The following is a 26,470-nucleotide window of genomic DNA, read 5'->3' on the forward strand; positions in this document are numbered from 1 at the left end:
ATCCGGCCGGTCACAACGGTGCCGCGGCCCGAGATCGAGAACACGTCTTCCACAGGCATCAGGAAGGGCTGATCCACCGCGCGCTCGGGCGTCGGGATGTACTCGTCCACGGCCGCCATCAGTTCACGGATCTTGTCTTCGCCGATGTTGGCGTCACGGCCTTCCATCGCCGCCAGGGCAGAGCCTGCGATGATGGGCGTGTCGTCGCCGGGGTATTCATAGGTGTCCAGCAGTTCGCGGACTTCCATTTCCACCAGTTCCAGCAGTTCCTCGTCGTCGACCTGGTCGACCTTGTTCATGAACACGACGATCTTGGGGATGCCCACCTGGCGGCCCAGCAGGATGTGCTCGCGCGTTTGCGGCATGGGGCCGTCCGCGGCGTTCACAACCAGGATCGCGCCGTCCATCTGGGCGGCACCGGTGATCATGTTCTTGACGTAGTCGGCGTGGCCGGGGCAGTCGACGTGGGCGTAGTGACGTGCGTCCGTCTCGTATTCCACGTGCGCGGTCGAGATCGTGATCCCGCGGGCTTTTTCCTCGGGCGCGCCGTCAATCTGGTCATATGCCTGGAAATCACCGAAATACTTCGTGATCGCCGCCGTCAGCGTCGTCTTGCCGTGGTCAACGTGGCCAATCGTGCCAATGTTAACGTGCGGCTTCGTACGTTCAAACTTTTCCTTTGCCATCTTGTCAGACGCCCTTTGTTCAATTGTGGGGACGTGCCCCGTGGTTCACTCCGCGCGGCATGTATTGCGATTGAACAGGAAAATCAAGCGGCCTCAGACCTCGGGGGCGGGTCTGCGGATGGCAAGGGTCACGGCGGCGGCAAAGCCCTGTACCGTCTGGTCGTAATCGCGTTCGGGCGAGGGGCTGGTTGCCACGCCGATGACGCCGGGCAGACGCAGGAATTCAGATGTGCCGCGCACCTGTTCGGGTCCGAACAGGACCGCGCCGGTGCTGGCGTCCGTCACGACCACTTCGGCTTCGATCGCGCTGGGGCCACCAAAGGCGAAGGCCGAGGCCGGAGAGGTCAACCGGACCGTGCCGAGGCGCACATCGATATTGGCGTTGGACGGCCCGCCGCTGCCCATTCGGCGTCCCAGGGCGCGCCCGATGTCACTGGCGATCTGAGCGGCCGAGATGTCGAGGTTCCGCCCTTCGATCCCGGTGAAGGCGGACGTGTCCACACGAACGACATTGGCCACGATGTCGGCGGGGCTGACGCGCGACTGGCTTTGCGGGGTGCCGTCCATGCAGGCGGCAAGCGCCGCGCAGCAGATCAGCCAGAGCGCGATGCGAAGGGTCTGTGTCATTGCTGCGCTCCTCCCAGTGCCACCTGACCTGTTACCCTTGTGTCGGGCTGTCCGTATTCTCGATTTGTGCGCTTTGCCCGGGCACGGGCGCGGTGTCGGGGTCCGCCGGGGCCGCCGTGCTGTCGGGGGTGAACCAGCCCTGTTCGGATTGCTGCCGCACAAGGTAGCGTTCGACCGCCTTGGCCGCGTTCTGGCTGAGTTCCTTGAGCTGCTCTTCGGCTGTCATGGTGTAGCCGGTGCCGATGATCGGCGCGGTGCCAAAGGTTTCGAGCACGGTGATCTGTTCGGGTTCGTCATTGAGCTTGCCGCCCGCCGCATCATCCCAGACGGTGACATTCAGGATCAGCGCCGATTTGGGCGCCAGCACCAGGGGAATACCCGGCTGCGCCAGGACATAGCCTTCGACCGAGATGCCGAAATGGTAGCGGCTGTCGCCCGTGTAGCGCCCGAACCGTTCTGCCATGGCCGCCTTGACGGCATTGGACAGCTGTTCCTCGCTTGCGGGACGGCTGAGCGGTCCGCGCTGCGCCTTGTCGGCGATCACGATGTTATGTTCGAGCCGAAAGTCGCCCAGGGGCACAGGTGCCTCATCCAGGTCCCGGCTGGCGGCACAGGCCGACAGCCCAACCAGCATCAAAAGGCCAAACACCCAACGCATCATGCCCGCAGTCTCCCCGTTTATTGTGGGCTATCCGATAGCGCAGGTGCGACGATGGCGCAATTGCCCGCGACCACTGCCGCCATATAACGTTACGGTGTGATGGAGGGGAGACATGCCTGACACCGCACGACCTGCGCCCACACCTGTCCGCGTTCCGCTTGTGACCGAGACCATCGGCATGTGGCAGAGCCTGCGCACCATGCGGCGCAATGTGCTGGCCGTGATCCCGGAGGCGGCGACGCGCCTGCCCATCGTGTCCGGCAAGACGGGCAAGCGCTGGCACATGGTGATGGACCCCGGCGCCCTGCGGCAGATGCTGCTGGATCGGTTGGACGACTATCCCAAGTCGGTTGTGACCAAGGCGCTGTTGCGCCCTGCCGTGGGCGAGTCGATCTTTATTGCCGAAGGGGCGGACTGGCGCTGGCAGCGCCGCACCGCAGCCCCGGTGTTCACCCATCGCAACATGATGAACCTGTCCCCGATCATGACCCGGGCGGCGGAACGGTGCGCGGATCGGATCGGGGCGGCGGGGCCGCGGGCCGTGAACCTGCTGGACGAGATGGTGACCACCACATTCGACGTGATCACAGATGTCACCTTTTCCAGCGGCGATGCCTTTGACCGCAGCGCCGTGCACCGCGCCATTGACGACTATATCGCGGAAGCGGGCAAGATATCGCTGTTCGACATTCTTGGCGCCCCGGATTGGGTGCCGCGCCCCGGCCGGATGGTGTCGGGCAAGGCCATGCGCGACACCAAGGCGCTGGCCGACCGCGCGATCGAGGCCCGCGCCGCGCAGCCGCAGACAGACATGCCCGACCTGCTGGACCTTTTGATGGCGGGCGCAGACCCCGAATCCGGGCGCAAGATGACCACCGCCGAGCTGCGCGACAACCTGTTGACCTTTATCGTGGCGGGCCATGAAACCACCGCCCTTACCCTTGCCTGGTCCATGTATCTGGTGGCCTTTGATGCGGATGTGCAGGACCGCGCCCGGGCCGAGGCGCAATCCGTGCTGCAAGGGCGGGCCGCGACGGGTGATGACGTGGAACATCTGCCCTTTATCCGCCAGATCATTGACGAGGCCCTGCGCCTGTACCCCCCGGCGGGCATCGTGTCGCGCACGGCGATGGCCCACGACACGCTCTGCGGCACTGCCATCAGACCGGGCGACACCTGCATGATCCCGATCTATGCGCTGCACCGGTCCAAGCTGTTGTGGGACGATCCGGACAGCTTTGTTCCGGATCGGTTTGCGGACCGCAAATCCATTGACCGCTATGCCTATCTGCCCTTTGGCGACGGGCCGCGCATCTGCATCGGCGCGTCCTTTGCCCTGCAAGAGGCCGTCATCATCCTTGCCACTGTGCTGAGCCGCTTCCGGTTCGCGCCGGTGCCCGGGAAGGTGCCCGATCCGGTGATGATCCTGACCTTGCGGCCCGAAGGGGGCGTATGGCTGAACGCGACGCCCGCCTAGCCTGCGCAGATGGCCCGCAGATCGGCCCATTGATCCGCTGACAGGCTGGGCGTCGTCGGGCCCTGGCCCCTGGCAAAGTCGCGCGCCGCGTCCGCGCGCGCCTCGGTCTCGGGGTGACTGGACAGGTACACGGGCAGGTCGGGCATCCGGCGCTCGATCTCTTCGAGACTGTCAAAGAAGGTGCCCAACGCCCCGGCATCCACGCCCGCGCGGTCCAGCATCCGAAGCGCATACTGGTCGGCCTCGCCCTCGGCCTCGCGCGTGTAGGCGGCGTTCAGCGTGTATTCGGCCATGACGACCACCGCAGCCCCGCCTGCGAAATCCCCCAGCACAAGGGACAACAGACCGGCAGAGCCCGCGGCCCGCAGCGCGCCCCGCGTGGGATCGCGCGATTCGACATGCCCGATTTCATGGGCCAGCACGGCGGCCACCTCGTCCGGCGACTGCGCCTGGTCGATCAACCCGCGCATCAGCACGATCTGGCCGCCCATCGTGGCAAAGGCATTGACCATCTTGTGGTTGAAGACCGTCACCGTCAGATCGTATTCGACAGCCGTATGTGCCGTAAGTTGTGCCGTCATGGCGTCAAGCGCCGCCTGCCCTGCGGGTGCGTCACAGACCAGATCGCCGGACGCGTCGGCCCCCAGGAACCGTTCAATCTGGGCCACCATCCGCTCGCCCGCCGCGATTTCGCGGTCGATGGGGATCAATGCCGCCATGACATTGGCCAGCGCCGGCAGGATGACAAACACCATGAGGCCCACGGCAGCGACCGCGCCGCCCACCCACGTCATCACCTTGCGCCCGGTGCCCGCGGCCATGTCCCTGCGCCCGAGGTTCGGGCAGGCCACGCGCAGCGCGGCCACCATGTCCGGATCGTTGATGACAAGGCGTGCCGTCCGGATCAGGCGCCCGTCCAGCGACGCCTCTGCCGCCAGGCCCAGCGACATTTGCCCCCGGCGCGCGTGATCGTCCTGTGCCCGGATCGCGTCCAGCGGCCAATACTGGGCCCCCATCGGCAGGTCGGGATGCGTCAGGCGCAGCGTTTGCGCGGCCTTGTCCAATGACAGATCCACATACAGCCGCTGGCCCGTCTCTCCGTCAAAGAAGCGGCCGCGCGGTCCTGTCACAGCGCACCACCCACGTCGAGCGCATCGGCAAAGCCTTCGGCATCTGCCCCGGTATCTGCGGCGCGTTGACGGATGGCATCCAGGTGTTCGGCTTCGAAGACCGTGACATTCTCGACCGCGTGTTCAATGACGGGCTGGGTGATCAGGATCATGCTCAGCGCCCCGGCGACCAGGAATGCGCCGCCATACAGCAGCGCAATCGCGACAAACAGAAGCGGGCTGGCCGTGCCGGTCATAATCGCTTCGCCCGAGGCCGCAAAGAGGCCACCAATCACGCCAAAGACGGCCCCCATCACCAGACCGATGACGACGGACCCGATCAGAAAGATGCCGACGAGCGTCGGTGTGCGCAGCTGTGCGCGGAACCTGATCTGCCCATCCAGCACCTTCTGACCCGTCAGGTAGTTGAAGGCGAACACCCGGTAGGACAGCAAACCCACAAGGAACCAGATGTACCCCACGACGGCGAGGATGCCGCCCAGCACGGCAAAACCCGCCTGGTCCGTTGACGCCCCGAATACGAAGGCACCGATGGCAACGACAAAAAGTCCAAGCGATATGAAGACATGTTTCATCCCGGCATAGAGCGCCTGCCAGCGGCCATGCTGTTCGAACGGCGCGTCACCGAACCATGTGCGATCCGCCATGTACTTTTCGAGCCGGTATGTCCCGAGCGGCGCAAGCATGCCCACCGTGATGATGGTCAGCAGGTAGTAGCCCATGGCCCGGAACGCATAGCCCCAGGCCCCTTTATCCATCCCGAACCGGATGCCCCGCCAGCGGGTGCGCGCCAGCTTGTAACGCCGCGCGCGATACTGCGCGAACAGCATCAGGGGCACGATGGACAGCACGGACAGGTTGATGGCCACGCTTTGTGCCGCGAATGCAGCGGGCGAGTCGCTGTCCGGAACGATGCTGAGCCCCACGAAGGTCAGCAGGATCTGAACCAGGCCCAGATAGAGGGCAAGGATGACGATGGCGACAAGGAAGCCCAGGAACTTCTCCAGCCCGGTGCCGGTGTATTCAAAGCTGTCGTCATCCGCGCTGGCCGCCGACCACACATAGGTGCGCAACCGGGTCTTGGCCCAGAACCGGTAAATGCCCAGCGTCACCAATGTCAGAAGGGCCGTGACCATGTAGAGGCGGAAAAGCGGCCCGCCGGTGCCAAAATACTTGCCCTGGATCTGCTTACTCATTGCCGCACCGCCATGTCTTGTTCAGGCAGGATCACGCTGCCCACAGGTTGAAACCAATTCATACCGTCAGGTGAAGGTGTTGTCCCGCGGGAAACCGCGCGGTGCCATCCGCCCTGTCCCGGCCCGTTTGCCGCGCCATTCGTCCAGATCGGTCTCGGTCCGCGTGCGGCCCGCCGGGTCAAGCCAGCTGAGCCCTTCGGCCAGAGTGAAGGTGGTCGCATCGCTCAGGCCCCCGTCCTTGTACTTTTGCAGACGCACGCCCTTGCCCCGCGCCATCTCGGGCAGGTCGTCCAGCCCGAAGACCAGCACCTTGCGGTTCTCGCCCACGACGGCGACGCTGTCGCCGGTGGCCGGCTTGCAGACCGCAATCCTTACATCGCCGCGCACGTTCAGCACCTGTTTGCCGGTGCGGGTCTGGGCGATGACTTCGTCCTCGGGCACGATGAACCCGTCCCCTGCGCTGGAGGCGACCAGCAGCTTGCGCCCCGGTTTGTGGGTCATGAGGCTGTGTATCTGCACCTCGTTCGGCAGATCGATCATCAGGCGCAACGGTTCGCCCATGCCCCGCCCGCCAGGCAGGTTCGATGCGGAGACGGTGTAGAAGCGCCCGTTCGATCCCACCACGATCAACCGGTCGGTCGTTTCCGCATGGAAGATAAAGCGCGGCCCGTCGCCATCCTTGAACTTCAGCTCGCGGGTAAGGTCGATATGGCCGGTCATCGCCCTGATCCAGCCCATCTGGCTGCACACCACGGTGATCGGTTCGCGGTCGATCATCGCCTCAAGCGGCACCTCTTCGACCGCGCCCGCCACGGCAAAGGTGGTGCGCCGTGCGCCGCCGTCATAGTCCTTGCCGAACTTCTTTTTCGCCTCGCGCATCTGGTCGGCGATGGCCTGCCATTGCAGGTCTTCGCTTTCCAGCAGGTCTTCGAGGGACGCGCGTTCTTCCATCAGTTCGGATTGCTCGCGCAGCAGTTCCATCTCTTCCAGGCGGCGCAAGCTGCGCAGGCGCATGTTCAGGATGGCTTCGACCTGCACTTCGCTCAGTTCGCCCTCGCCCGGTGGGGGCGAGACATAATCCGCCTCGGTCATGGCGCGCGGATGATCCTTGCCCCAATCCTCGCGCATCAGCGCTGCCTTGGGGTCATCATCATAGCGGATAATGTCGATCACGCGGTCCAGGTTGAGGAAGGCGACAATCAGCCCCTCAAGCACCTCGAGCCGGTGGTCGATCTTTTCCATCCGGTGCTGGCTGCGTCGGATCAGCACCTCGCGCCGGAAATCAAGGAAGGCGCGCAGCACTTCCTTCATCGAACAGACCTTGGGCGTGACCCCGTCGATCAGCACGTTCATGTTCAGGCTGAACCGCACCTCAAGGTCCGAGTTGCGATAGAGCATGCCCATCAGCACGTCCGGGTCCACATTCTTGGAGCGCGGCTCAAGGATCAGGCGGATGTCGTCGGCGGATTCGTCCCGGACATCGCCAAGGATCGGCACCTTCTTGGTCTGGATGACCTCGGCCAGCTTTTCGATCAGCTTGGATTTCTGGACCTGATAGGGGATCTCGGTGACAACGATCTGCCACTGGCCCCGGCCCAGATCCTCGACCTCGTAACGGCAGCGCAGGCGGAAGCCGCCCTTGCCGGTGCGGTAGGCTGTCGCGATGGCCTCGGGCGGCTCGACAATAATGCCACCCGTGGGGAAATCGGGGCCGGGCACGTAATTCAGCAGCGTGTCATCGCGCGCATCGGGCGTTTTGATCAGATGCAGGCAGGCGTCGCACAGTTCCGATATGTTGTGCGGCGGGATGTTGGTGGCCATGCCCACCGCGATGCCGGAGGACCCGTTGGCCAGCAGGTTCGGGAACTGCGCGGGCAGCACAACCGGTTCGGTCAGCGTGCCGTCGTAGTTTTCGCGGAAATCGACGGCGTTTTCGTTCAGCCCCTCAAGCAGCGCCTCGGCCACGGCAGTCATCCGTGCCTCTGTATAGCGGCTTGCCGCCGGGTTATCGCCGTCGATATTGCCAAAGTTCCCCTGTCCGTCGACCAGCGGGTAGCGGACGTTGAAATCCTGCGCGAGACGGGCCATCGCATCGTAGATCGCAGCGTCGCCATGGGGGTGATAGTTGCCCATCACGTCGCCCGAAATCTTGGCCGACTTGCGGAATCCGCCCGTCGAGGACAGGCGCAATTCCCGCATTGCGAACAGAATCCGGCGGTGCACCGGCTTCAGACCGTCACGCGCATCCGGCAGCGCCCGGTGCATGATCGTGGACAGTGCATAGGTCAGATACCGTTCGCCCAAGGCACGGCGCAGCGGTTCGGACAGGTCCATATTGGGGGTGTCGGTCTGATCTGACATAGATGATGTGTAGCCGCCCCCATTGCCGGGAACAAGCGGTCAGGTGCCCGTTCTTCCGTTCGGGAACCCACAGCCCGGTCACCGCGTTGCTGTCACACCACAATCGAACGCCGTGGGGAAAACTGACCGGTTTTTACCAGTGCCGGGAATCGCTCGGTTTGTTAAGGATTGTGGTGTGTCATCAAGCTGCTGTTGTGACACGGGAATGTATGTTGGGGGGAACGCACGGTATGGCGCGGTTCATTATCGTCACTTTTGGTTTTTTGGCATTCGCATTTTACGAGATGAGCGGAGGCGCTGATTTCGATGCGGAAGCGACACGCCTGTCGCGCATAGATGCGCCTGCCGTGGTCGAGGAAGACACACTTGCGCCGGTGGCCGTGGCCGAGGTGGCGCCTGCGCTGCCCGAAAATGTCACCCGCGTGTCCCTGAACCTGAACAGTGTCAACGACGTGCTGCGTCCGCAGCGCAACGTACCGACGACAGCCGCCCGGTCCCGCCCGACACCCCCCGAGGCCACCGAGACGGCGCTGGCCGAAGAAGAGCCAACCGTGATCCTGCCCAGCCTGATTCTGGACGCGGCCGTGATCACACCGGTTGATTTCAACGCACCAGACACGCAAGACGCCGTGGCTGGCGAAACCGGGCGCGATGTGCGTGCCGTGTCTGCGCGCAGCGTGAACGTGCGGGGCGGTCCCGGCACAGACTATTCCGTGGTGAACCGCCTGACCCGTGGCGCCGAGGTCGAGGTGCTGCAAGACCCCGGCAACGGCTGGGTGAAGCTGCGGCCGCTGGACGGTGGCAGCATTGGCTGGATGGCCGATTACCTGCTGAGCGAAGGCTGATTGCGCGCACGCCTGAACCGGCTATTGTCCTGCGCACACACGGGCAGGACACGAAATGGCGCAAAAATCCGTACTGATTACAGGCTGTTCTTCGGGCATCGGCTATGCGGCGGCGCATGGATTGCGTGATGTGGGCTGGCGCGTCTTTGCGTCATGCCGCAGGGCCGACGATTGCGCGCGCCTGCGGGCCGAGGGGTTTGAAAGCCCACGCATCGACTATGCCGACAGCGCGACCATCAATGCCGGATTGACCGAGGTGCTTGACGCGACAGGCGGCACGTTGGACGCGCTTTTCAACAACGGGGCGTTCGGCACGCCCGGCGCGGTCGAAGACCTGCCGACTGACGCGTTGCGGGCCATTTTCGAAACCAACTTCTTTGGCTGGCACGAGCTGACACGCGCCGTCATCCCCGTGATGCGGGCCCAAGGGCATGGCCGGATCGTGCAGTGTTCGTCTGTCCTGGGTTTTGTCACCATGCCGTGGCGCGGCGCGTATAATTCGACCAAATACGCGCTTGAGGGGCTGACGCAGACCCTGCGGGTCGAGATGCGGGACACGCCCATCGACGTCATCCTGATCCAGCCCGGACCGATCACCAGCAAGATCCGCCAAAACTCGATCCCGCATTTCGAAAAGTGGATCGATTGGGAAGGGTCGGTTCGCGTCGAACAGTATCGCAGGAAACTGCGCAAACGGCTGTACGAGGATCGCGGACCGGACGCGTTTGAATTGCCGGCGGATGCGGTTGTGAAGAAACTGCGCCATGCGTTGGAAGCGCGCAAACCGCGCCTCACCTACATGGTGACGACCCCCACCTTCCTGATGGCGACCTTCCGTCGTCTGCTGCCCGTGCGCGCGCTGGACTGGGTATTGTCGCGCGGGTGACCGAAAGACGCGTTCGCTTTTCCCGGCAACCCCCCTACATCGTCGGAACGGAAGAAAAAGGGACGCAGAACCATGGGCTTTGACCCGCTATTCATCTTGATCGCGTTGGCCTGCCTGGCGGTCGTCGTCGTGCTGATGCTGGGCCTTGGCGGATTTGCCAAAGGGTCCGGTTGGGCCAAAAGCAATTCCAACCGCCTGATGCGGTACCGAATCGCCGCGCAATTCGTGGCTGTCCTTTTGATCCTTGCCTATGTGGCGCTGCGTGGAACGGGGAACTGAGCATGGTTGTTCTGAACAAGATTTACACAAAGACGGGTGACGCGGGTGAAACCGCCCTTGGCAACGGCGCACGCGTCGCCAAGCACGCGATGCGGGTGACAGCCTATGGCACCGCCGATGAATTGAATGCCTTTTTGGGCGTGGCCCGGCTGGAAGCAACGGGTGAGGTCGATGTGGCCCTGAGCCGTATTCAGAACGACCTGTTCGATCTGGGCGCCGACCTGTGCCGCCCCGACATGGAGCAGGACGCAGAGGCCGAATACCCGCCCCTGCGCATGGCCGATGCGCAGGTGTCGCGGCTTGAGGCGGAAATCGACGCGATGAATGCCGATCTTGAACCGCTGCGCAGCTTTATTCTGCCGGGTGGATCCACGTTGTCCGCCCACCTGCATGTGTGCCGCACCGTGGCGCGACGGGCCGAGCGTCTGGCGGTTGAGTTGGCAACCATGGAGGCGGTGAACCCGGCGGCGGTGAAATACCTGAACCGTCTGAGCGATTGGTTCTTTGTGGCGGCGCGCATTGCCAACAACGGCGGCAAGGATGATGTGCTGTGGGTTCCGGGGGCGAACCGCGACTAGCGGCAAGCGCTCCGGCGGAGCGATTGGCCCCCGGAAGGGCGGAGCCCTTGGGGTGTCATTCCTGGGGCTGGGGCGCGGCAGGCTCCCACAGCTCGATCGGGGTGCCTTCGGGATCGGTCAGATGCGCAAAACGCCCGATCCCGGGCATGTCCCCCACCATCTTGACCGCGACGCCCGCGTCTTCAAGCTGGGCCGCCATCGCATCCAGATTGGACACGCGAAAGTTCAGCATGAACGCCTTGTCCTGCGCGAAATAGTCGGTGTCGGCCGCAAAGGGCGCAAAGACCGTTGCACCACCTTCGGCCATCCACGGCACCTGGTCCACCGCCGTCGGCACCAGGTTGATGCCCAGCATGTCCCGGTACCACGCGGCAAGACCTTCGGGATCGCTGGATCGAAAGAAAAATCCGCCAAAGCCTTGGACGCGTTCCATGGGCAAATCTCCTTTCCCACAGTGTACCAAAGTTTCCGTTGCGCCGCATCACCTTGAAAACGCGGCGTTCAAACGATGTGACGTGACGATTTTGTCCTGTTTCCGTAACGGGGACTTGGGTAAACCAACCGGGACCTACTATCTCAGTTGCCAAAGCTGAGTCGTTATTTTGAGGAGAGGAACGCTCATGAAGGTGCTTGTGCCTGTCAAACGCGTGATCGACTACAACGTGAAGGTGCGCGTGAAAGCGGACGGATCGGGTGTGGATCTCGCCAATGTGAAAATGTCGATGAACCCGTTTGACGAGATTGCCGTCGAACAGGCCATCCGCCTGAAAGAAGCGGGCCAAGCCGAGGAAGTCATCGCTGTCTCCATCGGCGTCAAGCAAGCCCAGGAAACCCTGCGCACGGCGCTTGCCATGGGTGCGGATCGCGCGATCCTGGTGATTGCCGCGGATGACGTGCACACCGATATCGAACCGCTGACCGTGGCCAAGATCCTGGCCAAGGTGGTCGAGGAAGAACAGCCTGGTCTGGTTCTGTGCGGCAAGCAAGCCATCGACAATGACATGAACGCCACCGGCCAGATGCTGTCCGCCCTGATGGGGTGGAGCCAGGCCACGTTCGCCTCCGATGTCGAGATTGCGGGCGACAAGGCCAAGGTCACGCGCGAAGTGGACGGTGGTCTGCAAACCATCGAGGTGACCATGCCGACCGTGATCTCGGTCGACCTGCGCCTGAACGAGCCGCGCTATGCGTCGCTGCCCAACATCATGAAAGCCAAGAAAAAGCCGCTGGATGAAAAGACAGCTGCCGATTACGGCATCGATGCGGCACCACGTCTTGAGATCGTGAAGACGGCAGAGCCGGAAGCCCGTGCGGCTGGCATCAAGGTCGGCTCGGTCGATGAGCTTGTGACGAAACTCAAAGAAGCGGGGGCTGTGTAATGGCTGTTCTTCTTCTCGCAGAGATCAATGACGGTGAACTGGCGATGGACGCCACGGCCAAGGCCGTGACAGCCGCGCAGGCACTGGGTGAGGTGACTGTACTGGCGACCGGTGCAACCTGCGCCGATGCGGCCGCGACCGCCGCCACCATCGACGGTGTGGCACGCGTGCTGTGCGCCGAGGATGCGCTGTATGGCAAGCGTCTGGCTGAACCGGTCGCCGACCTGATCGTGTCGCTGGCCGGTGATTACGAACATATCGTGGCGCCCGCCACCACCGACGCCAAGAACATCATGCCCCGGGTCGCGGCCCTGCTGGATGCCATGGTGATCTCGGACGCGACGGCTGTGGTCGATGCCAACACGTTCGAACGCCCCATCTATGCGGGCAACGCGATCCAGACGGTCAAATCCGGCGACGGCAAGAAGGTCATCACCTTCCGCACGTCCACCTTTGACGCGGCTGGCACGGGCGGTTCTGCATCCGTCGAAAACATCGGTGCGGCGGCTGATCCTGCCCTGTCGTCCTGGGTCGAGGACAAGGTGGCCGCATCCGACCGCCCCGAACTGACATCCGCAGGTGTGGTTGTGTCCGGCGGTCGTGGCGTGGGGTCGGAAGACGACTTTGCCCTGATCGAAAAACTGGCTGACAAGCTGGGCGCCGCTGTTGGCGCATCCCGTGCTGCGGTCGATTCGGGCTATGCGCCAAACGACTGGCAGGTGGGCCAGACCGGCAAGGTGGTTGCGCCCGACCTTTACGTCGCGGTGGGCATCTCTGGCGCGATCCAGCACCTTGCGGGCATGAAGGACTCAAAGGTCATCGTCGCCATCAACAAGGACGAAGAGGCACCGATCTTCCAGGTTGCGGATTACGGTCTGGTGGCAGACCTGTTCGACGCCGTACCCGAGATGATCGAAAAGCTCTGAGCGCGATCAAATGCCAACGACAAGGCCCGCCGTGTGCAACGGCGGGCTTTTTCATGTCAGGTCAGAACAGGCACCAGCGCCTCCGCGATTTCGCGATGCGCAAAGGGCCCCAGCATGGTGCGCGCGGCGGGGGCGTCCATGTCGTTGAACACCATCCCTTCGGTTCCGGCCTGGACCGCATCGGGCGAAATGACCGCTTCGACATATTGCGTGGCCAGCTCGGACACCTTGTTGATCATGTCGCGTGACACGAGGCCCAGGTCGGCCTCCAGATCCTGCGCCGAGTCCTCGGGCGTCTCTCGTCCCGCCCACAACAAGACCGTGCGGCCCCTGATCTGGCTGAGGACAAGGCGCATCCGGGCGACCCAGGCGGTTTGCAATTCCTCAACCACAGTTTCGAACCGTTCCGGTGACACCAGTTGCAGGCGGCTGAGCATGTGGTTGGTAAAGTTGAACTCGGCAAAGTCGACTTCGCGGTAGATCGCGCGCAGCAGCGAGGACGCTTCGACAAACCGGTCGTTGCGGCGCGGATGCACGCGGTAGAACCGGTTGGACATGTTGCGCGGACTGGTGATCTGGATCACCGTGGTCTGTGCCATCCCCGACACGTCGCGCAGATAGGGATCGGTGGCGAACACGTCGACGCCGCCATTCAACGATCCGAAATTTACACATGTCGTGCCTATGGCCTGCTCAACCAGATCGGGAAACGGCGTTTGCACGAATTTCCCATATGTGATCGTGCCGCCGAAAAACGCGACAAACGGGCCGTCCAGGGACCGGCGCGGCCCGCGAAACAGCACTTTGGAATTGCCGTATCTGCACGGCAAATAGTCGAGTCCCCCCGGACCCAGTGATTCAATACTCATGAGACCCACTCTCATTGCTTACCCGTGCACACAGTCGCAGGTGCAGGTTGACGATCCCCTAACAAAGATGGGCGTTAATGTGGCATTTCACGCCCTTGCCCCCGGCAGGTGGCAGACCCTATGGTGCAGCGACGGGTAAGAGGGCGAAGATGGACATCAAAACGGTCGGGATTGTCGGTGCAGGCCAGATGGGCAACGGCATCGCGCATGTCATGTCACTTGCGGGCTACGACGTGATGCTCAACGACATCTCGGGCGACGTGCTGTCCGCCGCTGTGTCCACCATTGACCGCAACCTTGAACGGCAGGTCAGTCGCGACAAGATCAGCGCCGAGGACAAGGCCGCGGCCCTGGCCCGGATCAAGACAACACAGACCCTGACAGACCTGGGACAGACCGACCTGGTCATCGAGGCGGCCACCGAACGCGAGACCGTCAAACAGGCCATTTTCGAAGACCTTGTGCCGCATCTGCAGCCGCATACGATCCTGACGTCGAACACATCCTCCATCTCGATCACCCGGCTGGCCAGCCGCACGGACCGCCCGGAAAAGTTCATGGGCTTCCACTTCATGAACCCGGTGCCCGTCATGCAACTGGTCGAACTGATCCGGGGGATCGCAACAGACGCAGAGACGTTCGACGCCTGCAAGACGGTTGTCGACAATCTGGGCAAGACGGCCGCAACGGCCGAGGATTTTCCGGCCTTTATCGTCAACCGCATCCTGATGCCGATGATCAACGAGGCCGTCTATACCCTCTACGAAGGCGTGGGATCGGTGCAGTCGATCGATTCTTCGATGAAACTTGGGGCCAATCACCCGATGGGGCCGCTGGAGCTTGCCGACTTTATCGGGTTGGACACCTGCCTGGCCATCATGAACGTGCTGCATGACGGTCTGGCGGATACCAAGTATCGGCCCTGCCCTTTGCTGACCAAATATGTCGAGGCCGGTTGGCTGGGCCGCAAGTCAGAACGCGGGTTCTATGACTATCGTGGCGACACGCCCGTTCCCACGCGTTAAGGTTTTCCTTCAAAGGAAAACCCGGCCGAATTTTTAACAAATTCGCGCCCGCTCAGTCCTTGAGCGCCATGGTCCGCTCGCGCAGCCATGTCATGAAGCCACGGGGGTCATCCTTGAAACCCGCCACAACCTCCGGATCCAGGGGGTGCCCCACGATCGGGCCTTGCGGCTTGTTGCAGGACCGCACGATCTCGTGCAGTAGCAAGCCCTGGCGCAGCATGGGCGAAACCTTGTCCGCGATATGATAGGCGCGGCTGTTGGACCCCGGGAAGCGCATCGGCACAACGGTTGCACCGGACCGGCGGATCAACTGGGCGGTAAAGACGTTCCACTCCGCCTCTACGGCGGGCCCCCACCATGTTTCAGAGGTGGCAACGACGCCCGAGGGAAACAGGGCCACGACGCCCCCCTCTTTCAGATGGGCCAGGGCCTTGGCCCGCATCTCGACCCCTTTGCGCTGCGCATCCGGGTCATGCGGAAACGGCACCGGGATCATGAAACTGCCGGCCACCTCGTCGATGGCAGTCAGCAGCGACCGGGTCAGAATGCGGTAATCCGGGCGCACCCGGCCGATCAGGTCGGCAAAGATCATGCCATCCACCATCCCGTGCGGGTGGTTGGCCACGACGATCACCGGACCGTCCCTGGGGATGCGGTTCAGCTGTTCTTGCGGCGTGGTCAGGTCAATGCCCATCACATCCAGACAGGCCCGCCAGAACGCCTGGCCCGACGGCGCGCCCTGCTTTTCGAACTTGCGGATCAGGCGCAGGATGGTCAGCTTGCCGGTGAACGCCTCCATCACGCGGATAAAGGTCGCCTTCCACGGGTCATCGAATGTCGATGCGTAGGACAGGCTGCGGCGGTCATATGTGTTGAAGTTGACCTGTTCCGGCTCTGCCGGTTTTGCAACCTTCGTCATGTTATGCGTGCTATCGACCAAAGATCGTCACCTATCATTGACGTGGACCGTGGCAGTCCGGTTGGCTCAGGCCTCTTCCCCAAACTTGTCTGCCACCAAGGCGCTGAGCGCGTCCGCCAGCGGCTCGGCGTCCGGGCCCGAAGTTTCAACGTCAATAAAACTTCCATTTGACGCTGCCAACATCAAAAGACCCATAATGCTGTCGCCTGATGCAGACATGCCATCCTGACTGACGATGGCGCGGGCGTCAAATGCCTCGACCACCTCGACCAGTTTGGCGGATGCACGGGCATGCAATCCCTTGATATTCACAATTTCCAGTCTGCGGTGGGTCATCTTCAGGTATCTGCGCCTATATTCTGGCTATCGATATACTTCTTACCTGCACTCAGCGCGGCTTGCACGGCGTCCGTTACGTCCAGTGACCTGCTTTTGGCCAGCTTGATCAGCATCGGCAGGTTGGCGCCATACAGGATACGGCGGTTCTGGGGCTTGCAGGCCAACAGGCTCAGGTTCGAGGGTGATCCACCAAAAAGGTCCGTCACAACCACCACCCCGTCGCCGGCATCCACCTCGTCTGCGGCCACGCAGATCTCGGTTTCCTTTGCGGTGCGGTCATGGTCGGCCTCGATCGCGATGGCGCGCACACCCGACTGTTGCCCGACGACATGTTCGATTGCCCGCAGATACTCAGCAGCGAGCCCGCCATGTGCGACAATCACGATCCCGATCAAGCTGATGCCTCTTCGCGTTTGCGGCGATCCAGTTCCCGATGCCGAATAGACACCTGCCAGCCAGCCTCTGCAAGGGCTGCGGCCACGGTTTCCGCAATGGCAACCGACCGGTGTTGCCCGCCTGTGCATCCAAATGCAACCGAGAGGTGAGATTTCCCCTCGTCCAGCACCGCTGGCAACTGCCAGAGCAGCAAATCGCGCAAGCGGGTTTCAAAGGCCGCCGCACGCGGATCCGACCAGATATGCGCCTTGACGGCCGGGTCCATCCCCGTCCGGGTGCGCAGGTTCGGATCCCAATACGGGTTTTTCAGAAACCGGCAGTCAAACACCATGTCCACGGACCGGGGCAGCCCACGTTTATAGCTGAAGCTTTGCACCGAAACGGACAACTGGCTTTGTTCGCCGGGCGAGAACCAGTGTTCGACCTCGGCCCGCAATTGATGGACATTCAGGTCGGTCGTATCAATCAATATGTCGGCCCGTGCACGCACGGGGACCAACAGGTCCTTTTCACGCAGGATACCCGCCTCGACCCGGTCGGCTTCGGCCAGCGGGTGCCGCCGGCGGGTTTCGGAAAAGCGGTTGAGCAGGACGTCGGTGCTGCAATCCAGGTACAGAAGCTCGGGCATCACACCGGGCACAGCCGCGATCTGGCCCAAGGCATCCGTGATCGCCGTCACGGTGAAATCCCGGTTGCGCGGGTCGATGCCCAAGGCCACGGGCGCATCGGCCGCAGGATCATCCAAAAGGGCACGGATCAGGCGCACCGGCATGTTGTCTATGGCCTCATAGCCCAGATCCTCAAGCACGCGGATCGCGCTGGAGCGCCCGGCACCAGACGGTCCGGTCACAAGTACAAGGCGGCGAGCAGCGGCTGGCATGGCGACGGTCATTCCGGATCTTTGCGTCCGCCTTTCAGATATAGCAAGATTGCGGCGGGCCAAGCCGCATTATCCACTTTGTGAAGGCAGGGAAAGTGCCGGTCCAGCAAGGTCATTGAATGCGCCAGAGGCAGCCGCTGTGTCTCGGCCCGGTCCAGATCAATGACCAGCGCAAGCGGCGCCTGGTCAACGGGCACGCGCAGCAGGCCAACGCCTCGCGCCTCGATCAGCCCGGCGATGGTCTCGGGTGCGCTCAGGTGCACCGCACCGGATCGCACTGTCAGAACCGTCTGATCATCCGCGACAAGGGCTGCGCCCAGGGCGATCAGTTGCAAGGCAAGGCTGGATTTGCCGCTGCCCGACGCACCAAGGATCAAGACCCCCTGCCCGTCCACGGCAACTGCGCTGGCATGCAGGCGCAGGGGCCCGGGCATTCAGGTCAGACCGGCAGGCCGACGACGAAACGCGCACCCAAGGGTTCGGAGGTGATGTCGGCATCGGTGGGGCGGATGTTCTCGGCCCAGATCACGCCGCCATGCGCTTCGACAATCTGCTTTGAAATCGCAAGGCCCAGGCCGGAATTGTTGCCAAAGTGCTCTTCGGGACGCTGCGAATAGAAGCGTTTGAAAATCTTGGTCAGGGCCTGATCCGGAATGCCGGGTCCCGTATCCTCGACCACGACAAGCACGCGATTTTCGCGCTTGCGGGCCCAGACGCGGATCGCGTCGCCATCTTCGCAGAAGGAAATCGCATTGGTGATCAGGTTGACAAACACCTGGGCCAGGCGTGCCTCCAGACCCTGCACCTCGATCGGATGTGCGGGCAGATCGGTGATGAACTCGATGCCCTTGCCGCGTGCATCCTCACCCAGATACTGTCCCAGGTTTCCGATCATTTTCAGCAGGTCAAAGGGTTCTTCCTCTTCCTTGACCAGTTCACTGTCCAGACGCGAGGCATTGGAAATGTCGCTGACCAGACGGTCCAGGCGGCGCACGTCATGGTCGATGACATCCAGCAGCTTTTCGCGCTGATCATCGCGCTTGATCATCCGAAGCGTGCCGACCGCAGACCGCAGCGACGCCAGCGGATTCTTGATCTCGTGCGCCACGTCCGCGGCGAATTGTTCGTTGCCATCGATCCGGTTGTACAGCGCCGCAATCATGCCGCGCAACGCGCCGGACAGGCGCCCGATCTCGTCCGGGCGCGCGGTCAGGTCCGGGATGCGGATGCGGCCCGGATTGACCTTGCGCGCATTCTTGTCCCGGCCCAGTTCGGCGGCTGCGGCCAGATCGGCCAGCGGGTTCGCGATGGTCGAGGCTAGAACGAGGCTGAGGCCAATCGACACCAGGGTCGCAATGACGAACATCTGCAACACGCGTTCGCGTTCGCCCCGCACCAGCGCATCGATTTCGCCGGACTTGCTGGTCAGCGCGATCACGCCAACGGCCGATCCGTCATGCTCGATGGGTGTCACGACGCTGAACATCGCGCCGCCCGCAATCGTCAGGTTCTCGCTGATCTGCGTATCACCGGCGAGGCTGCGCGCCACCAATGGGCGCAACTGATCCTCGATCGCCGCGGGGGGGGTAGCGTCACCGCCGGAAAAGGGGCGTGAAATCTGGTGCCACACCCAGCTGAGCCCATCGGTCAGCACGGCCACGTTTTCGGTTTCCGTTGTCTGATTGGCCAGCGGGGCCAGGGTGCCTTCGCTTTGTGCGATCAGCACTTCGGCCGCGTCAAACACATAGACCTGGTGCCCGACCCGCAGATCCAGCGACTGAAGGGTGTCGGGCACGTTCGCCCCGTCGCCGGTGGCCAGGCTGACAGGCGCACCCACGGGCAGTTGCGCCTCAAGCACATCCGCCACCAGTTCGGCTTGCGCCACCAGCGCGGACAGGCGCTGGACAGCCAGGCTTTCCCGCGTCGAATTGAGATAGAGGATGCCCGCCACCAGGACATTCAACGCAATCAGGTTGAACGTGATGATCTTGCGGGCCAGCGGTGAGGCCCGCAGCGACATCAGGCCGCGCCGCGCACGCCCGTCCCGCAACTCGGTCGCCGCGGATGTCTCCGGTGCAACCCAGTCTTCCCCAAGGACGACATCGCCGTCACGGGGCTGAGGTGTGCTTGTGTCTCGCACTGCTGTCCTCTCGGGCGGCGCCCGTTCTGGGCGCGCCATGGTTCTTATTCTTCGTTGTAACGATACCCGATGCCGTACAGCGTCTCAATCGCCGAGAATTCATCGTCCGCCGTGCGCATCTTCTTGCGCAGGCGCTTGATGTGGCTGTCGATCGTCCGGTCGTCGACATAGACCTGATCGTCATATGCGACATCCATCAGCTGATCGCGCGATTTCACGAAACCGGGGCGTTGGGCCAGCGCCTGAAGCAGCAGGAATTCGGTCACGGTCAGCGACACGTCCTTGCCTTTCCAGCTGACCGCGTGGCGCAGCGGGTCCATCCGCAGCTCGCCCCGTTCCATCACCTTGGTCTCTTCGGTGTCGCCCACAACGTCGCCGGCCACGGCGTCCTGACGGCGCAGCAGGGCGCGGATACGCTCGACCAGAAGGCGCTGGGAAAACGGCTTCTTGACGTAGTCATCGGCCCCCATGCGCAGGCCGAGCACCTCGTCGATCTCGTCATCCTTCGAGGTCAGGAAGATCACCGGCATCGTGGTTTTCTGGCGCAGGCGTTGCAACAGATCCATGCCATCCATGCGCGGCATCTTGATGTCGAGCACAGCCATATCCGGAAGACGCTTGTTAAAGGCGTCCAGCGCCGCCTGACCATCATTATACGTTTCTACCTCGAACCCTTCGGCTTCGAGCGTCATTGAGACGGACGTCAGGATATTCCTGTCGTCGTCCACCAATGCAATCTTGGACATTGCCTGTTTCCTTATACTGCGCGTACTTATTATTTTTTCGGGCATACTCTCGGTTTTGGCCTTTCGAATCAATCCATAAGTGCGAATCAGGTGGCGAATTCAGACCCACAGTGGTCAGAAAGTGGTTAGCAATGGCTAAATTGCCGCACATTCCCGCCCGGCGTGCACATCCTTGAAAGACTGTTTGCGCAACCGGTCGCCATGGTGGCGCTAACCTTGGCTGCAAGCCTATTCACCTCGTGAATCCGCATGTTAAGACGCCAAAACAGGGTGGCATGACGCCGCCTCGCGGCCACTTGGCCACCCTCTGACCACCAAAGCCGCATGTCGGCATCAGGAGAGTTCACATGACATTTGGACGGGTAAACCCGCAGTTCCGCCTCGAAGATCAAGGGATCACAGGGCTGGGCAATGTCTATTACAACCTCATCGAACCGGCCCTGATCGAATATGCGCTTGCCCGCAACGAAGGCACGCTGGGCAAGGGGGGCACCTTTCTGGTCACGACCGGCAAGTTCACGGGCCGCTCGCCCAAGGACAAGCACGTGGTCAAGACCGACAGCGTCGCCGACAGCATCTGGTGGGACAACAACGCCGCCATGTCGACCGACGGCTTCGACGCGCTCTATGACGACATGCTTGAGCACATGAAAGGGCGCGAATACTTCGTGCAGGACCTGACGGGCGGGGCCGATCCCAGCTACTCGATCAACGTGCGCATGGTGACGGAACTGGCCTGGCATGGCCTGTTCATCCGCCACATGCTGCGGCGCCCCGATGCCGAGGACCTGAACGACTTCATCGCCGATTTCACCGTCATCAACTGCCCGACCTTCCAGGCCAACCCGGAACGGCACAACTGCCGGTCCGAAACGGTCATCGCGATGAATTTCGACCGCAAGCTGATCCTGATCGGCGGCACCGAATATGCTGGCGAGAACAAGAAATCGGTGTTCACCCTGCTCAACTATCTGCTGCCTGAAAAGGGCGTGATGCCGATGCACTGCTCGGCCAACCACGCGCAAGGCAATCCGGTCGACACGGCCATCTTCTTCGGCCTTTCGGGCACGGGCAAGACGACGTTGTCGGCGGACCCGCAGCGCGTCCTGATCGGGGACGACGAACATGGCTGGTCCGATCGCGGCACCTTCAACTTCGAAGGGGGCTGCTATGCCAAGACGATCAACCTGAGCGAAGAAGCCGAGCCCGAAATCTACGCCACGACCGAGAAATTCGGCACGGTGATCGAGAACATGGTGTTCGATCCGGACACCAAGGATCTGGATTTCGAGGATGACAGCCTGACGGCGAACATGCGCTGCGCCTACCCGCTGCATTACATCTCGAACGCGTCGGCGTCGGCGCTGGGTGGGCATCCCAAGAACATCATCATGCTGACCTGCGATGCGTTCGGCGTCCTGCCCCCCATCGCGCGGTTGACCCCGGCACAGGCGATGTACCACTTCCTGTCGGGCTTCACGTCCAAGGTGGCGGGCACCGAACGGGGTGTGACGGAACCCGAGCCGACATTCTCGACCTGCTTCGGCGCGCCCTTCATGCCACGGCGGCCCGAAACCTACGGCAAGCTGCTGCAGGAAAAGATCGCCAAGCACGGGGCGGCCTGCTGGCTGGTAAATACAGGGTGGACCGGTGGCGCCTATGGCACCGGCAGCCGGATGCCGATCCGCGCAACCCGCGCATTGCTGACCGCGGCGCTGGACGGCACGCTGGCGCGCGGCGAATTCCGCAAGGACCCGAACTTTGGCTTTGATGTGCCGGTGTCCGTGCCGGGAGTGGCCGACATCCTTCTGGACCCGCGCCGCACATGGGATGACGGCGCGGCCTATGACACGCAGGCGACCAAGCTGGTCGACATGTTCTCGACCAACTTCGAACAGTACCTGCCCTACATTGATGACGACGTAAAAGCCGCCGCCATCAGCTAGGCCAACGCGATCAAGCGGCCCGCGCGGTCTTGCGTGCGGGCGCAAGGTCGGGAATCTGAAGCGGCAGACGCATCAGGTACTCGACATCTTCGCTGTGCAGATAGGCCATGACGGTTTCGATCGGGGGCCGCCCATCCTGTGGATACCATTGCAGCGCGGCGGGATCCGTATGCATCCAACCCGTTCTGGCCGCCAACCCCTTGTGGTGCACATGGTTGAGGATGAAGGCAAAGATGTGGTCGGGGTCCCAGTGCTGGGTCGCCATCCAGAAGCCATAGCGCGCAAGCATCGTCGACAGGCCACTGCCCCGAAACTGGCCCTCTTGCCCGCCGATCCAGAATTCGCCGTGATACGCGACGCGGCCGCACATCCGCCGGGCCCCGGGACCGGCCTGGTAATTCGAGCGTTCCAGGTCCAGCGGCATCGACGGCGGCGGGAAATCCGTGAAGTTGCCCGTCAGGTGGTTGGCCAGATTGTCCTCGCCCAATTCAAGAAGGCGGAGTGCCTGCGAGTGCACGGTTGTTCCGTCGGGTTCGGTCGCGATGATCCAGAAACCGGGTGTTACATCGAAATCATGTAGATCAGGATCAAACGGCACGCCAATCGTGTGGTCGGGCCGCGCTGTGGCCATCAGTCTTTGATACTGGTGAAAGTCATAGCCGACACGCAGCGTCAATTCATGTTGCGCCAGGATTCTCAGGCAGGACGCTACGAAACGCTCCCCACTGTGCATACTGTAAAATGTCACCCGATTCACTCCTTCTCGCATAGGGTGTGGCGAGTTTAGCGGATCAGGACCGGACTCCAAAGTACGGTTAATTATCTGAAAAATTTACCCGTGCATCCTCCGGCATGGTTTCCAGGACGGACGCGTCGACACTGGCCATGCGGATCGCGTCTGGCCGGTCCACCAGAACCAGCAAGGCAAAGCTGTCGTCCGGCATGTGACAACCCAGCAAAAGTCGTTCAAAAACAAGGCTTTCCATAGGCCCATCCGGGCTGCGGCGGTTGCGTGTCACGACCTGGTCCAACCGCATGCCACGGGTCTTTTCAACCTCGCGCAGGGGGACGTCCATGACCCGTGCCAAATCGGGTCCAAAAGGGAACGTATCCAGCGACCGGCCAACGCTGCTGCGGGCGGCGGCCCACCCATACCATGTCGAATAAAACGACGACTCACCCACTTCGGTGCAGATCCAACCGGCGATTGTGTCGCGGTAAACCAGGGCATGGGCGCGGATATTCTGCATCTCTTCGCATTCAAGCGCACCTTGCGCCAACGACCATTGGCGGATCGCTGTCCGAAACAGGGCCGAGGACGACTTCCACGCCACGCTGATGGGCTGTTGCTGCTGATGATAATGCCACCCGGCCCCATCATCATAGGACATGCCCATCAGGCCTTCGACATCCGCAATCTGGCCCTGCAACCACAACTGGCCCTGTCCCAGCAGGTTCTGGGCCGTCGGCAAGGCGGCCTCGCCCTCGGGCGTCAGTTCATAGCGCCGGTTCACCACCGTGAACAATGGCGCACCGCGCATGTCTTCCAATTGCGAGATATGGCGGCGCACCGTCTGCCGGGTGCTGTTCAGTTCGACCACCGCGTGCGACAGGTTCAGCGTTTTGGCAAGCGTCGTAAACGACCGCATCATTTCAAACAGAAGCGGCTGGTTCATCTCGGCAAGACTTTTGACTGGTGCGTTCACACGCGTACTCACTGTATGATCAAACATACTATAAGGGTACACAAATCATCCATCAATGCAACATTTACGTGTAGAATTGGTGCACATGTAGGCAATTGAACCCTAGCGTGTGCTGCGCGATCACTTTTGGAGGAAAAACCGGAGGTAATCAGTCATGTCGCATCCTGTCGACGTTCATGTTGGTAAGCGCCTGAAACAAATCCGCACCCTGCGTCGGATGTCACAAACAGATGTGGCAAAACGTCTGGACCTGTCGTTCCAGCAAATTCAGAAATACGAAATCGGGTCGAATCGCATCGCAGCCAGCCGGCTGTTTGAACTGTCCCGCATCCTTGATGTGCCAACGTCCTACTTTTTCGAAGGTCTGGCCGATGCGGAACCCGCACATCGCAGCGATCGCGGCCTTGATATCGTGAACGCGCTTGCGGCCATCGAAGACGAAAAGATCAAGTCGCGAATCGTGACCTTTATCGAAGATGTGTCCGGCCTGACCGTGGCTCGCCGCGCCTCCTGATGCCTTGATGGATCATACGGAACAAGGGCGCGCGCCACGCCGTCTTCGGCCCACCTGATCCACCACGCCGCTTTATGGTACGAGTATGACCGCGCCCGTCTTGGGCGCGGTTTTGTTTTGTGCGATACTCGGCAACGCTGCACTGCAAAATAGTGCCACGCAAGAAATGAACAAATAGCCGCAGTGAAATGAATATTTGTTGCGCTGCACCTGCGAACTAGATAAGCCGTGACGGAGCTGAAAATGAGGAGCCAAGCCATGGCACATGACGGTCAGGATATGGGTGCGGTTGCACCCGTTTTGTTGGATGATCTGCTGGCATTGACCCGCGCTGCCATTGCCCCGGTCGAGGCGATTACCGAGCTTGCGCGCGCGCGCCTGCGCGCGGCGCTCAGCGTCGATGGCCGCGTTTCCGGCGCCTTGGTCGAACAGAATCAGACCGCCGCCCACGGCCTCGCCTGGTTGGCGACCTACACGGAATCACTCCGGCAGATGCAGAAATGGGCCGAAGCACTGGATGGCGATTCGAAATTCGGAGAGGTCGAGGCGCTGATTCACCAGATCGCGTTCGGCGAATACCTCTGGCAGATCTACGGCGGCATCCAGATGAACCAGGTCGAAGTGCTGCGTTTGCAGGACCTTGGCCTGTCCCAGGACGACATGCGCGGCATGATGGACCCCGCCGTCATGACGCTGACCCAATCCGGCAACACCCAGGCCGCCCGCGTGCGCCTTGTCGAATTGATGCAGGAACGCAGCGCCGAGATCACGGTAGGTGCCTCCGGCCTTGATGAAGAACTGGAAATGATCCGCGAACAGTTCCGCCGCTACGCCGTGGAAAAGGTAGAACCCTTTGCCCATGACTGGCACCTGAACGACGAACTGATCCCGATGGACGTGATCGAGGAACTGGCCGAAATGGGCGTCTTCGGCCTGACCATCCCCGAGGAATACGGCGGCTTTGGCCTGTCCAAGGCGTCGATGTGCGTGGTGTCCGAAGAACTCAGCCGCGGCTATATCGGCGTCGGTTCCCTCGGGACCCGCTCGGAAATCGCCGCCGAACTGATCATCGCAGGCGGGACCGAGGACCAGAAGAAGAAATGGCTGCCGCAACTGGCCAGCGCCGAAACCCTGCCGACAGCCGTGTTTACAGAACCCAATACCGGTTCGGACCTGGGCAGCCTGCGCACCCGCGCGGTCAAGGACGAAAACGGCGATTACAGGATCACGGGTAACAAGACCTGGATCACCCACGCCGCCCGCACCCACGTGATGACACTGCTGGCCCGCACCGATCCCGACACGACCGATTACAAGGGCCTGTCGATGTTCCTGGCCGAAAAGACACCCGGAACGGACGAAAACCCGTTCCCGACAGACGGCATGACCGGCGGCGAGATCGAGGTCCTGGGCTACCGCGGCATGAAGGAATACGAACTGGGTTTCGACAACTTCCACGTCAAAGGCGAGAACCTTCTGGGCGGGGAAGAGGGCAAAGGCTTCAAACAGCTGATGGAGACCTTCGAATCCGCCCGTATCCAGACGGCGGCCCGCGCCATCGGCGTCGCGCAATCGGCGCTCGATATCTCCATGCAATACGCGCAGGATCGCAAGCAGTTCGGCAAGGCGCTCATCAACTTCCCCCGCGTCGCCAACAAGCTGGCGATGATGGCGGTCGAAATCATGGTGGCGCGCCAACTCACCTACTTTTCGGCCTTCGAAAAGGACGAAGGCCGCCGCTGCGATGTAGAGGCCGGGATGGCCAAGCTGCTGGGGGCCCGCGTGGCCTGGGCGGCAGCCGACAACGGGCTTCAGATTCACGGCGGCAACGGCTTTGCGCTGGAATACAAGATTTCCCGCGTCCTCTGCGACGCGCGCATCCTGAACATCTTCGAAGGGGCTGCCGAAATCCAGGCACAGGTCATCGCCCGCCGCCTGCTCGGTTGACACGACCCAACA

28 protein-coding genes are annotated in these 26,470 nt (G+C 62.2%); 11 read left to right on the plus strand and 17 right to left on the minus strand.

The genetic code is table 11. From position 1 onward, the window contains the following. From Q0844_RS18445 to Q0844_RS18455, 3 genes are all read right to left on the minus strand, one after another. A partial coding sequence (locus Q0844_RS18445) for a GTP-binding protein (RefSeq protein ID WP_299047986.1) occupies window positions 1-686 on the minus strand: 686 nt, incomplete at its 3' end. 93 nt (window positions 687-779) lie between these two features. Next, window positions 780-1,313: a hypothetical protein gene (locus Q0844_RS18450; protein WP_299047989.1), complete on the minus strand. Its 534-nt coding sequence runs from the start codon at window positions 1,311-1,313 to the stop codon at window positions 780-782. 31 nt (window positions 1,314-1,344) lie between these two features. Further along, window positions 1,345-1,974: a hypothetical protein gene (locus Q0844_RS18455; RefSeq protein ID WP_299047990.1), complete on the minus strand. Its 630-nt coding sequence runs from the start codon at window positions 1,972-1,974 to the stop codon at window positions 1,345-1,347. Between the two features lie 112 nt (window positions 1,975-2,086). Here Q0844_RS18455 and Q0844_RS18460 point away from each other — a divergent pair, with 112 nt between their 5' ends. Then, window positions 2,087-3,451: a cytochrome P450 gene (locus Q0844_RS18460; protein WP_299047991.1), complete on the plus strand. Its 1,365-nt coding sequence runs from the start codon at window positions 2,087-2,089 to the stop codon at window positions 3,449-3,451. Here Q0844_RS18460 and Q0844_RS18465 read toward each other — a convergent pair. The 3 genes from Q0844_RS18465 to Q0844_RS18475 all read right to left on the minus strand — a co-directional run bounded on the left by Q0844_RS18465 (window position 3,448) and on the right by Q0844_RS18475 (window position 8,138). Next, entirely contained in the window at window positions 3,448-4,581 is a 1,134-nt protein-coding gene (locus Q0844_RS18465) for a M48 family metallopeptidase (protein WP_299047993.1), read from the minus strand. The genes Q0844_RS18460 and Q0844_RS18465 overlap by 4 nt on opposite strands. Beyond that, window positions 4,578-5,777: a DUF898 family protein gene (locus tag Q0844_RS18470; RefSeq protein WP_299047995.1), complete on the minus strand. Its 1,200-nt coding sequence runs from the start codon at window positions 5,775-5,777 to the stop codon at window positions 4,578-4,580. Before Q0844_RS18470 ends, Q0844_RS18465 begins: the two co-directional genes overlap by 4 nt. Window positions 5,778-5,843: 66 nt before the next feature. Continuing rightward, complete coding sequence (locus tag Q0844_RS18475; RefSeq protein WP_299047997.1) at window positions 5,844-8,138, minus strand: DNA topoisomerase IV subunit A; 2,295 nt, start codon at window positions 8,136-8,138, stop codon at window positions 5,844-5,846. Between the two features lie 230 nt (window positions 8,139-8,368). Here Q0844_RS18475 and Q0844_RS18480 point away from each other — a divergent pair, with 230 nt between their 5' ends. From Q0844_RS18480 to Q0844_RS18495, 4 genes are all read left to right on the plus strand, one after another. Continuing rightward, window positions 8,369-8,983, plus strand: a complete 615-nt coding sequence (locus Q0844_RS18480; protein ID WP_299048000.1) for an SH3 domain-containing protein — start codon at window positions 8,369-8,371, stop codon at window positions 8,981-8,983. A 55-nt stretch (window positions 8,984-9,038) separates the two neighbouring features. Next, window positions 9,039-9,869, plus strand: a complete 831-nt coding sequence (locus Q0844_RS18485; protein ID WP_299048003.1) for an SDR family NAD(P)-dependent oxidoreductase — start codon at window positions 9,039-9,041, stop codon at window positions 9,867-9,869. 72 nt (window positions 9,870-9,941) lie between these two features. After that, on the plus strand, window positions 9,942-10,148 hold the full coding sequence (locus tag Q0844_RS18490; protein WP_299048051.1) for a twin transmembrane helix small protein: 207 nt from the start codon (window positions 9,942-9,944) through the stop codon (window positions 10,146-10,148). Window positions 10,149-10,150: 2 nt separating this feature from the next. Then, complete coding sequence (locus Q0844_RS18495) at window positions 10,151-10,726, plus strand: cob(I)yrinic acid a,c-diamide adenosyltransferase (protein ID WP_299048054.1); 576 nt, start codon at window positions 10,151-10,153, stop codon at window positions 10,724-10,726. Between the two features lie 55 nt (window positions 10,727-10,781). Here the strand turns inward: Q0844_RS18495 and Q0844_RS18500 are convergent, their stop codons facing one another. Then, the gene (locus Q0844_RS18500) at window positions 10,782-11,159 is read right to left on the minus strand and encodes a VOC family protein (RefSeq protein WP_299048056.1); all 378 of its coding nucleotides are present in this window, start codon (window positions 11,157-11,159) and stop codon (window positions 10,782-10,784) included. Window positions 11,160-11,346: 187 nt separating this feature from the next. Here Q0844_RS18500 and Q0844_RS18505 point away from each other — a divergent pair, with 187 nt between their 5' ends. After that, on the plus strand, window positions 11,347-12,105 hold the full coding sequence (locus Q0844_RS18505; RefSeq protein WP_299048059.1) for an electron transfer flavoprotein subunit beta/FixA family protein: 759 nt from the start codon (window positions 11,347-11,349) through the stop codon (window positions 12,103-12,105). Further along, on the plus strand, window positions 12,105-13,031 hold the full coding sequence (locus tag Q0844_RS18510) for an electron transfer flavoprotein subunit alpha/FixB family protein (protein ID WP_299048061.1): 927 nt from the start codon (window positions 12,105-12,107) through the stop codon (window positions 13,029-13,031). The genes Q0844_RS18505 and Q0844_RS18510 overlap by 1 nt, the downstream gene beginning before the upstream one ends. A gap of 56 nt (window positions 13,032-13,087) precedes the next feature. Here the strand turns inward: Q0844_RS18510 and Q0844_RS18515 are convergent, their stop codons facing one another. Beyond that, window positions 13,088-13,900 carry a DUF6473 family protein gene (locus Q0844_RS18515; protein ID WP_299048064.1) on the minus strand — a complete coding sequence of 271 codons (813 nt, stop codon included), beginning with the start codon at window positions 13,898-13,900 and terminating at the stop codon, window positions 13,088-13,090. Between the two features lie 149 nt (window positions 13,901-14,049). Between Q0844_RS18515 and Q0844_RS18520 the strand changes: the two genes are divergently transcribed. Then, complete coding sequence (locus Q0844_RS18520) at window positions 14,050-14,925, plus strand: 3-hydroxybutyryl-CoA dehydrogenase (RefSeq protein ID WP_299048066.1); 876 nt, start codon at window positions 14,050-14,052, stop codon at window positions 14,923-14,925. A 52-nt stretch (window positions 14,926-14,977) separates the two neighbouring features. Here Q0844_RS18520 and Q0844_RS18525 read toward each other — a convergent pair whose 3' ends face one another. The 7 genes from Q0844_RS18525 to Q0844_RS18555 form a co-directional block, all read right to left on the minus strand. After that, the gene (locus Q0844_RS18525) at window positions 14,978-15,844 is read right to left on the minus strand and encodes a lysophospholipid acyltransferase family protein (protein WP_299048068.1); all 867 of its coding nucleotides are present in this window, start codon (window positions 15,842-15,844) and stop codon (window positions 14,978-14,980) included. A 66-nt stretch (window positions 15,845-15,910) separates the two neighbouring features. Beyond that, entirely contained in the window at window positions 15,911-16,180 is a 270-nt protein-coding gene (locus Q0844_RS18530; RefSeq protein WP_299048069.1) for an HPr family phosphocarrier protein, read from the minus strand. Window positions 16,181-16,182: 2 nt separating this feature from the next. Further along, window positions 16,183-16,578 carry a PTS fructose transporter subunit IIA gene (locus tag Q0844_RS18535; RefSeq protein WP_299048071.1) on the minus strand — a complete coding sequence of 132 codons (396 nt, stop codon included), beginning with the start codon at window positions 16,576-16,578 and terminating at the stop codon, window positions 16,183-16,185. Continuing rightward, window positions 16,575-17,471, minus strand: a complete 897-nt coding sequence (gene rapZ, locus Q0844_RS18540; RefSeq protein WP_299048072.1) for an RNase adapter RapZ — start codon at window positions 17,469-17,471, stop codon at window positions 16,575-16,577. Before rapZ ends, Q0844_RS18535 begins: the two co-directional genes overlap by 4 nt. Further along, window positions 17,468-17,893 (minus strand): serine kinase, encoded by a 426-nt coding sequence (locus tag Q0844_RS18545; protein WP_299048074.1) that lies wholly within the window; start codon window positions 17,891-17,893, stop codon window positions 17,468-17,470. The genes rapZ and Q0844_RS18545 overlap by 4 nt, the downstream gene beginning before the upstream one ends. Before the next feature lie 5 nt (window positions 17,894-17,898). Further along, the gene (locus Q0844_RS18550) at window positions 17,899-19,599 is read right to left on the minus strand and encodes a sensor histidine kinase (RefSeq protein ID WP_299048075.1); all 1,701 of its coding nucleotides are present in this window, start codon (window positions 19,597-19,599) and stop codon (window positions 17,899-17,901) included. Between the two features lie 44 nt (window positions 19,600-19,643). Then, entirely contained in the window at window positions 19,644-20,345 is a 702-nt protein-coding gene (locus Q0844_RS18555) for a response regulator transcription factor (protein ID WP_299048078.1), read from the minus strand. 347 nt (window positions 20,346-20,692) lie between these two features. Between Q0844_RS18555 and Q0844_RS18560 the strand changes: the two genes are divergently transcribed. Continuing rightward, the gene (locus Q0844_RS18560; RefSeq protein WP_299048080.1) at window positions 20,693-22,291 is read left to right on the plus strand and encodes a phosphoenolpyruvate carboxykinase; all 1,599 of its coding nucleotides are present in this window, start codon (window positions 20,693-20,695) and stop codon (window positions 22,289-22,291) included. A gap of 10 nt (window positions 22,292-22,301) precedes the next feature. Here Q0844_RS18560 and Q0844_RS18565 read toward each other — a convergent pair whose 3' ends face one another. Both Q0844_RS18565 and Q0844_RS18570 read right to left on the minus strand, forming a co-directional pair. Beyond that, window positions 22,302-23,039, minus strand: a complete 738-nt coding sequence (locus Q0844_RS18565) for a hypothetical protein (protein ID WP_299048082.1) — start codon at window positions 23,037-23,039, stop codon at window positions 22,302-22,304. 67 nt (window positions 23,040-23,106) lie between these two features. Continuing rightward, on the minus strand, window positions 23,107-24,024 hold the full coding sequence (locus Q0844_RS18570) for a LysR family transcriptional regulator (RefSeq protein WP_299048085.1): 918 nt from the start codon (window positions 24,022-24,024) through the stop codon (window positions 23,107-23,109). A gap of 127 nt (window positions 24,025-24,151) precedes the next feature. On the opposite strand from Q0844_RS18570, the gene Q0844_RS18575 reads away from it, so the two are divergent. Together Q0844_RS18575 and Q0844_RS18580 are read left to right on the plus strand one after the other, a co-directional pair. Then, window positions 24,152-24,511 (plus strand): helix-turn-helix transcriptional regulator, encoded by a 360-nt coding sequence (locus Q0844_RS18575; RefSeq protein ID WP_299048087.1) that lies wholly within the window; start codon window positions 24,152-24,154, stop codon window positions 24,509-24,511. Between the two features lie 258 nt (window positions 24,512-24,769). Then, window positions 24,770-26,458 carry an acyl-CoA dehydrogenase family protein gene (locus tag Q0844_RS18580; protein ID WP_299048090.1) on the plus strand — a complete coding sequence of 563 codons (1,689 nt, stop codon included), beginning with the start codon at window positions 24,770-24,772 and terminating at the stop codon, window positions 26,456-26,458. The last annotated feature ends 12 nt before the right edge of the window (window positions 26,459-26,470 follow it).

Origin of the sequence: uncultured Tateyamaria sp., from assembly GCF_947503465.1 — a bacterium.
Classification (GTDB): domain Bacteria; phylum Pseudomonadota; class Alphaproteobacteria; order Rhodobacterales; family Rhodobacteraceae; genus Tateyamaria.

What these genes read in the sequence shown, in the direction of transcription:
- Q0844_RS18505 (WP_299048059.1), top strand. Translation starts at nt 11,347, where the DNA reads ATGAAGGTGCTTGTGCCTGTCAAACGCGTGATCGACTACAACGTGAAG.
- Q0844_RS18515 (WP_299048064.1), bottom strand. Translation starts at nt 13,900, where the DNA reads ATGAGTATTGAATCACTGGGTCCGGGGGGACTCGACTATTTGCCGTGC.
- Q0844_RS18485 (WP_299048003.1), top strand. Translation starts at nt 9,039, where the DNA reads ATGGCGCAAAAATCCGTACTGATTACAGGCTGTTCTTCGGGCATCGGC.
- Q0844_RS18500 (WP_299048056.1), bottom strand. Translation starts at nt 11,159, where the DNA reads ATGGAACGCGTCCAAGGCTTTGGCGGATTTTTCTTTCGATCCAGCGAT.
- Q0844_RS18560 (WP_299048080.1), top strand. Translation starts at nt 20,693, where the DNA reads ATGACATTTGGACGGGTAAACCCGCAGTTCCGCCTCGAAGATCAAGGG.
- Q0844_RS18570 (WP_299048085.1), bottom strand. Translation starts at nt 24,024, where the DNA reads ATGTTTGATCATACAGTGAGTACGCGTGTGAACGCACCAGTCAAAAGT.
- Q0844_RS18545 (WP_299048074.1), bottom strand. Translation starts at nt 17,893, where the DNA reads ATGCCCGGGCCCCTGCGCCTGCATGCCAGCGCAGTTGCCGTGGACGGG.
- Q0844_RS18475 (WP_299047997.1), bottom strand. Translation starts at nt 8,138, where the DNA reads ATGTCAGATCAGACCGACACCCCCAATATGGACCTGTCCGAACCGCTG.
- Q0844_RS18455 (WP_299047990.1), bottom strand. Translation starts at nt 1,974, where the DNA reads ATGATGCGTTGGGTGTTTGGCCTTTTGATGCTGGTTGGGCTGTCGGCC.
- Q0844_RS18480 (WP_299048000.1), top strand. Translation starts at nt 8,369, where the DNA reads ATGGCGCGGTTCATTATCGTCACTTTTGGTTTTTTGGCATTCGCATTT.
- Q0844_RS18530 (WP_299048069.1), bottom strand. Translation starts at nt 16,180, where the DNA reads ATGACCCACCGCAGACTGGAAATTGTGAATATCAAGGGATTGCATGCC.
- Q0844_RS18490 (WP_299048051.1), top strand. Translation starts at nt 9,942, where the DNA reads ATGGGCTTTGACCCGCTATTCATCTTGATCGCGTTGGCCTGCCTGGCG.
- Q0844_RS18460 (WP_299047991.1), top strand. Translation starts at nt 2,087, where the DNA reads ATGCCTGACACCGCACGACCTGCGCCCACACCTGTCCGCGTTCCGCTT.
- Q0844_RS18495 (WP_299048054.1), top strand. Translation starts at nt 10,151, where the DNA reads ATGGTTGTTCTGAACAAGATTTACACAAAGACGGGTGACGCGGGTGAA.
- Q0844_RS18575 (WP_299048087.1), top strand. Translation starts at nt 24,152, where the DNA reads ATGTCGCATCCTGTCGACGTTCATGTTGGTAAGCGCCTGAAACAAATC.
- rapZ (WP_299048072.1), bottom strand. Translation starts at nt 17,471, where the DNA reads ATGACCGTCGCCATGCCAGCCGCTGCTCGCCGCCTTGTACTTGTGACC.
- Q0844_RS18470 (WP_299047995.1), bottom strand. Translation starts at nt 5,777, where the DNA reads ATGAGTAAGCAGATCCAGGGCAAGTATTTTGGCACCGGCGGGCCGCTT.
- Q0844_RS18580 (WP_299048090.1), top strand. Translation starts at nt 24,770, where the DNA reads ATGGCACATGACGGTCAGGATATGGGTGCGGTTGCACCCGTTTTGTTG.
- Q0844_RS18450 (WP_299047989.1), bottom strand. Translation starts at nt 1,313, where the DNA reads ATGACACAGACCCTTCGCATCGCGCTCTGGCTGATCTGCTGCGCGGCG.
- Q0844_RS18510 (WP_299048061.1), top strand. Translation starts at nt 12,105, where the DNA reads ATGGCTGTTCTTCTTCTCGCAGAGATCAATGACGGTGAACTGGCGATG.
- Q0844_RS18555 (WP_299048078.1), bottom strand. Translation starts at nt 20,345, where the DNA reads ATGTCCAAGATTGCATTGGTGGACGACGACAGGAATATCCTGACGTCC.
- Q0844_RS18520 (WP_299048066.1), top strand. Translation starts at nt 14,050, where the DNA reads ATGGACATCAAAACGGTCGGGATTGTCGGTGCAGGCCAGATGGGCAAC.
- Q0844_RS18525 (WP_299048068.1), bottom strand. Translation starts at nt 15,844, where the DNA reads ATGACGAAGGTTGCAAAACCGGCAGAGCCGGAACAGGTCAACTTCAAC.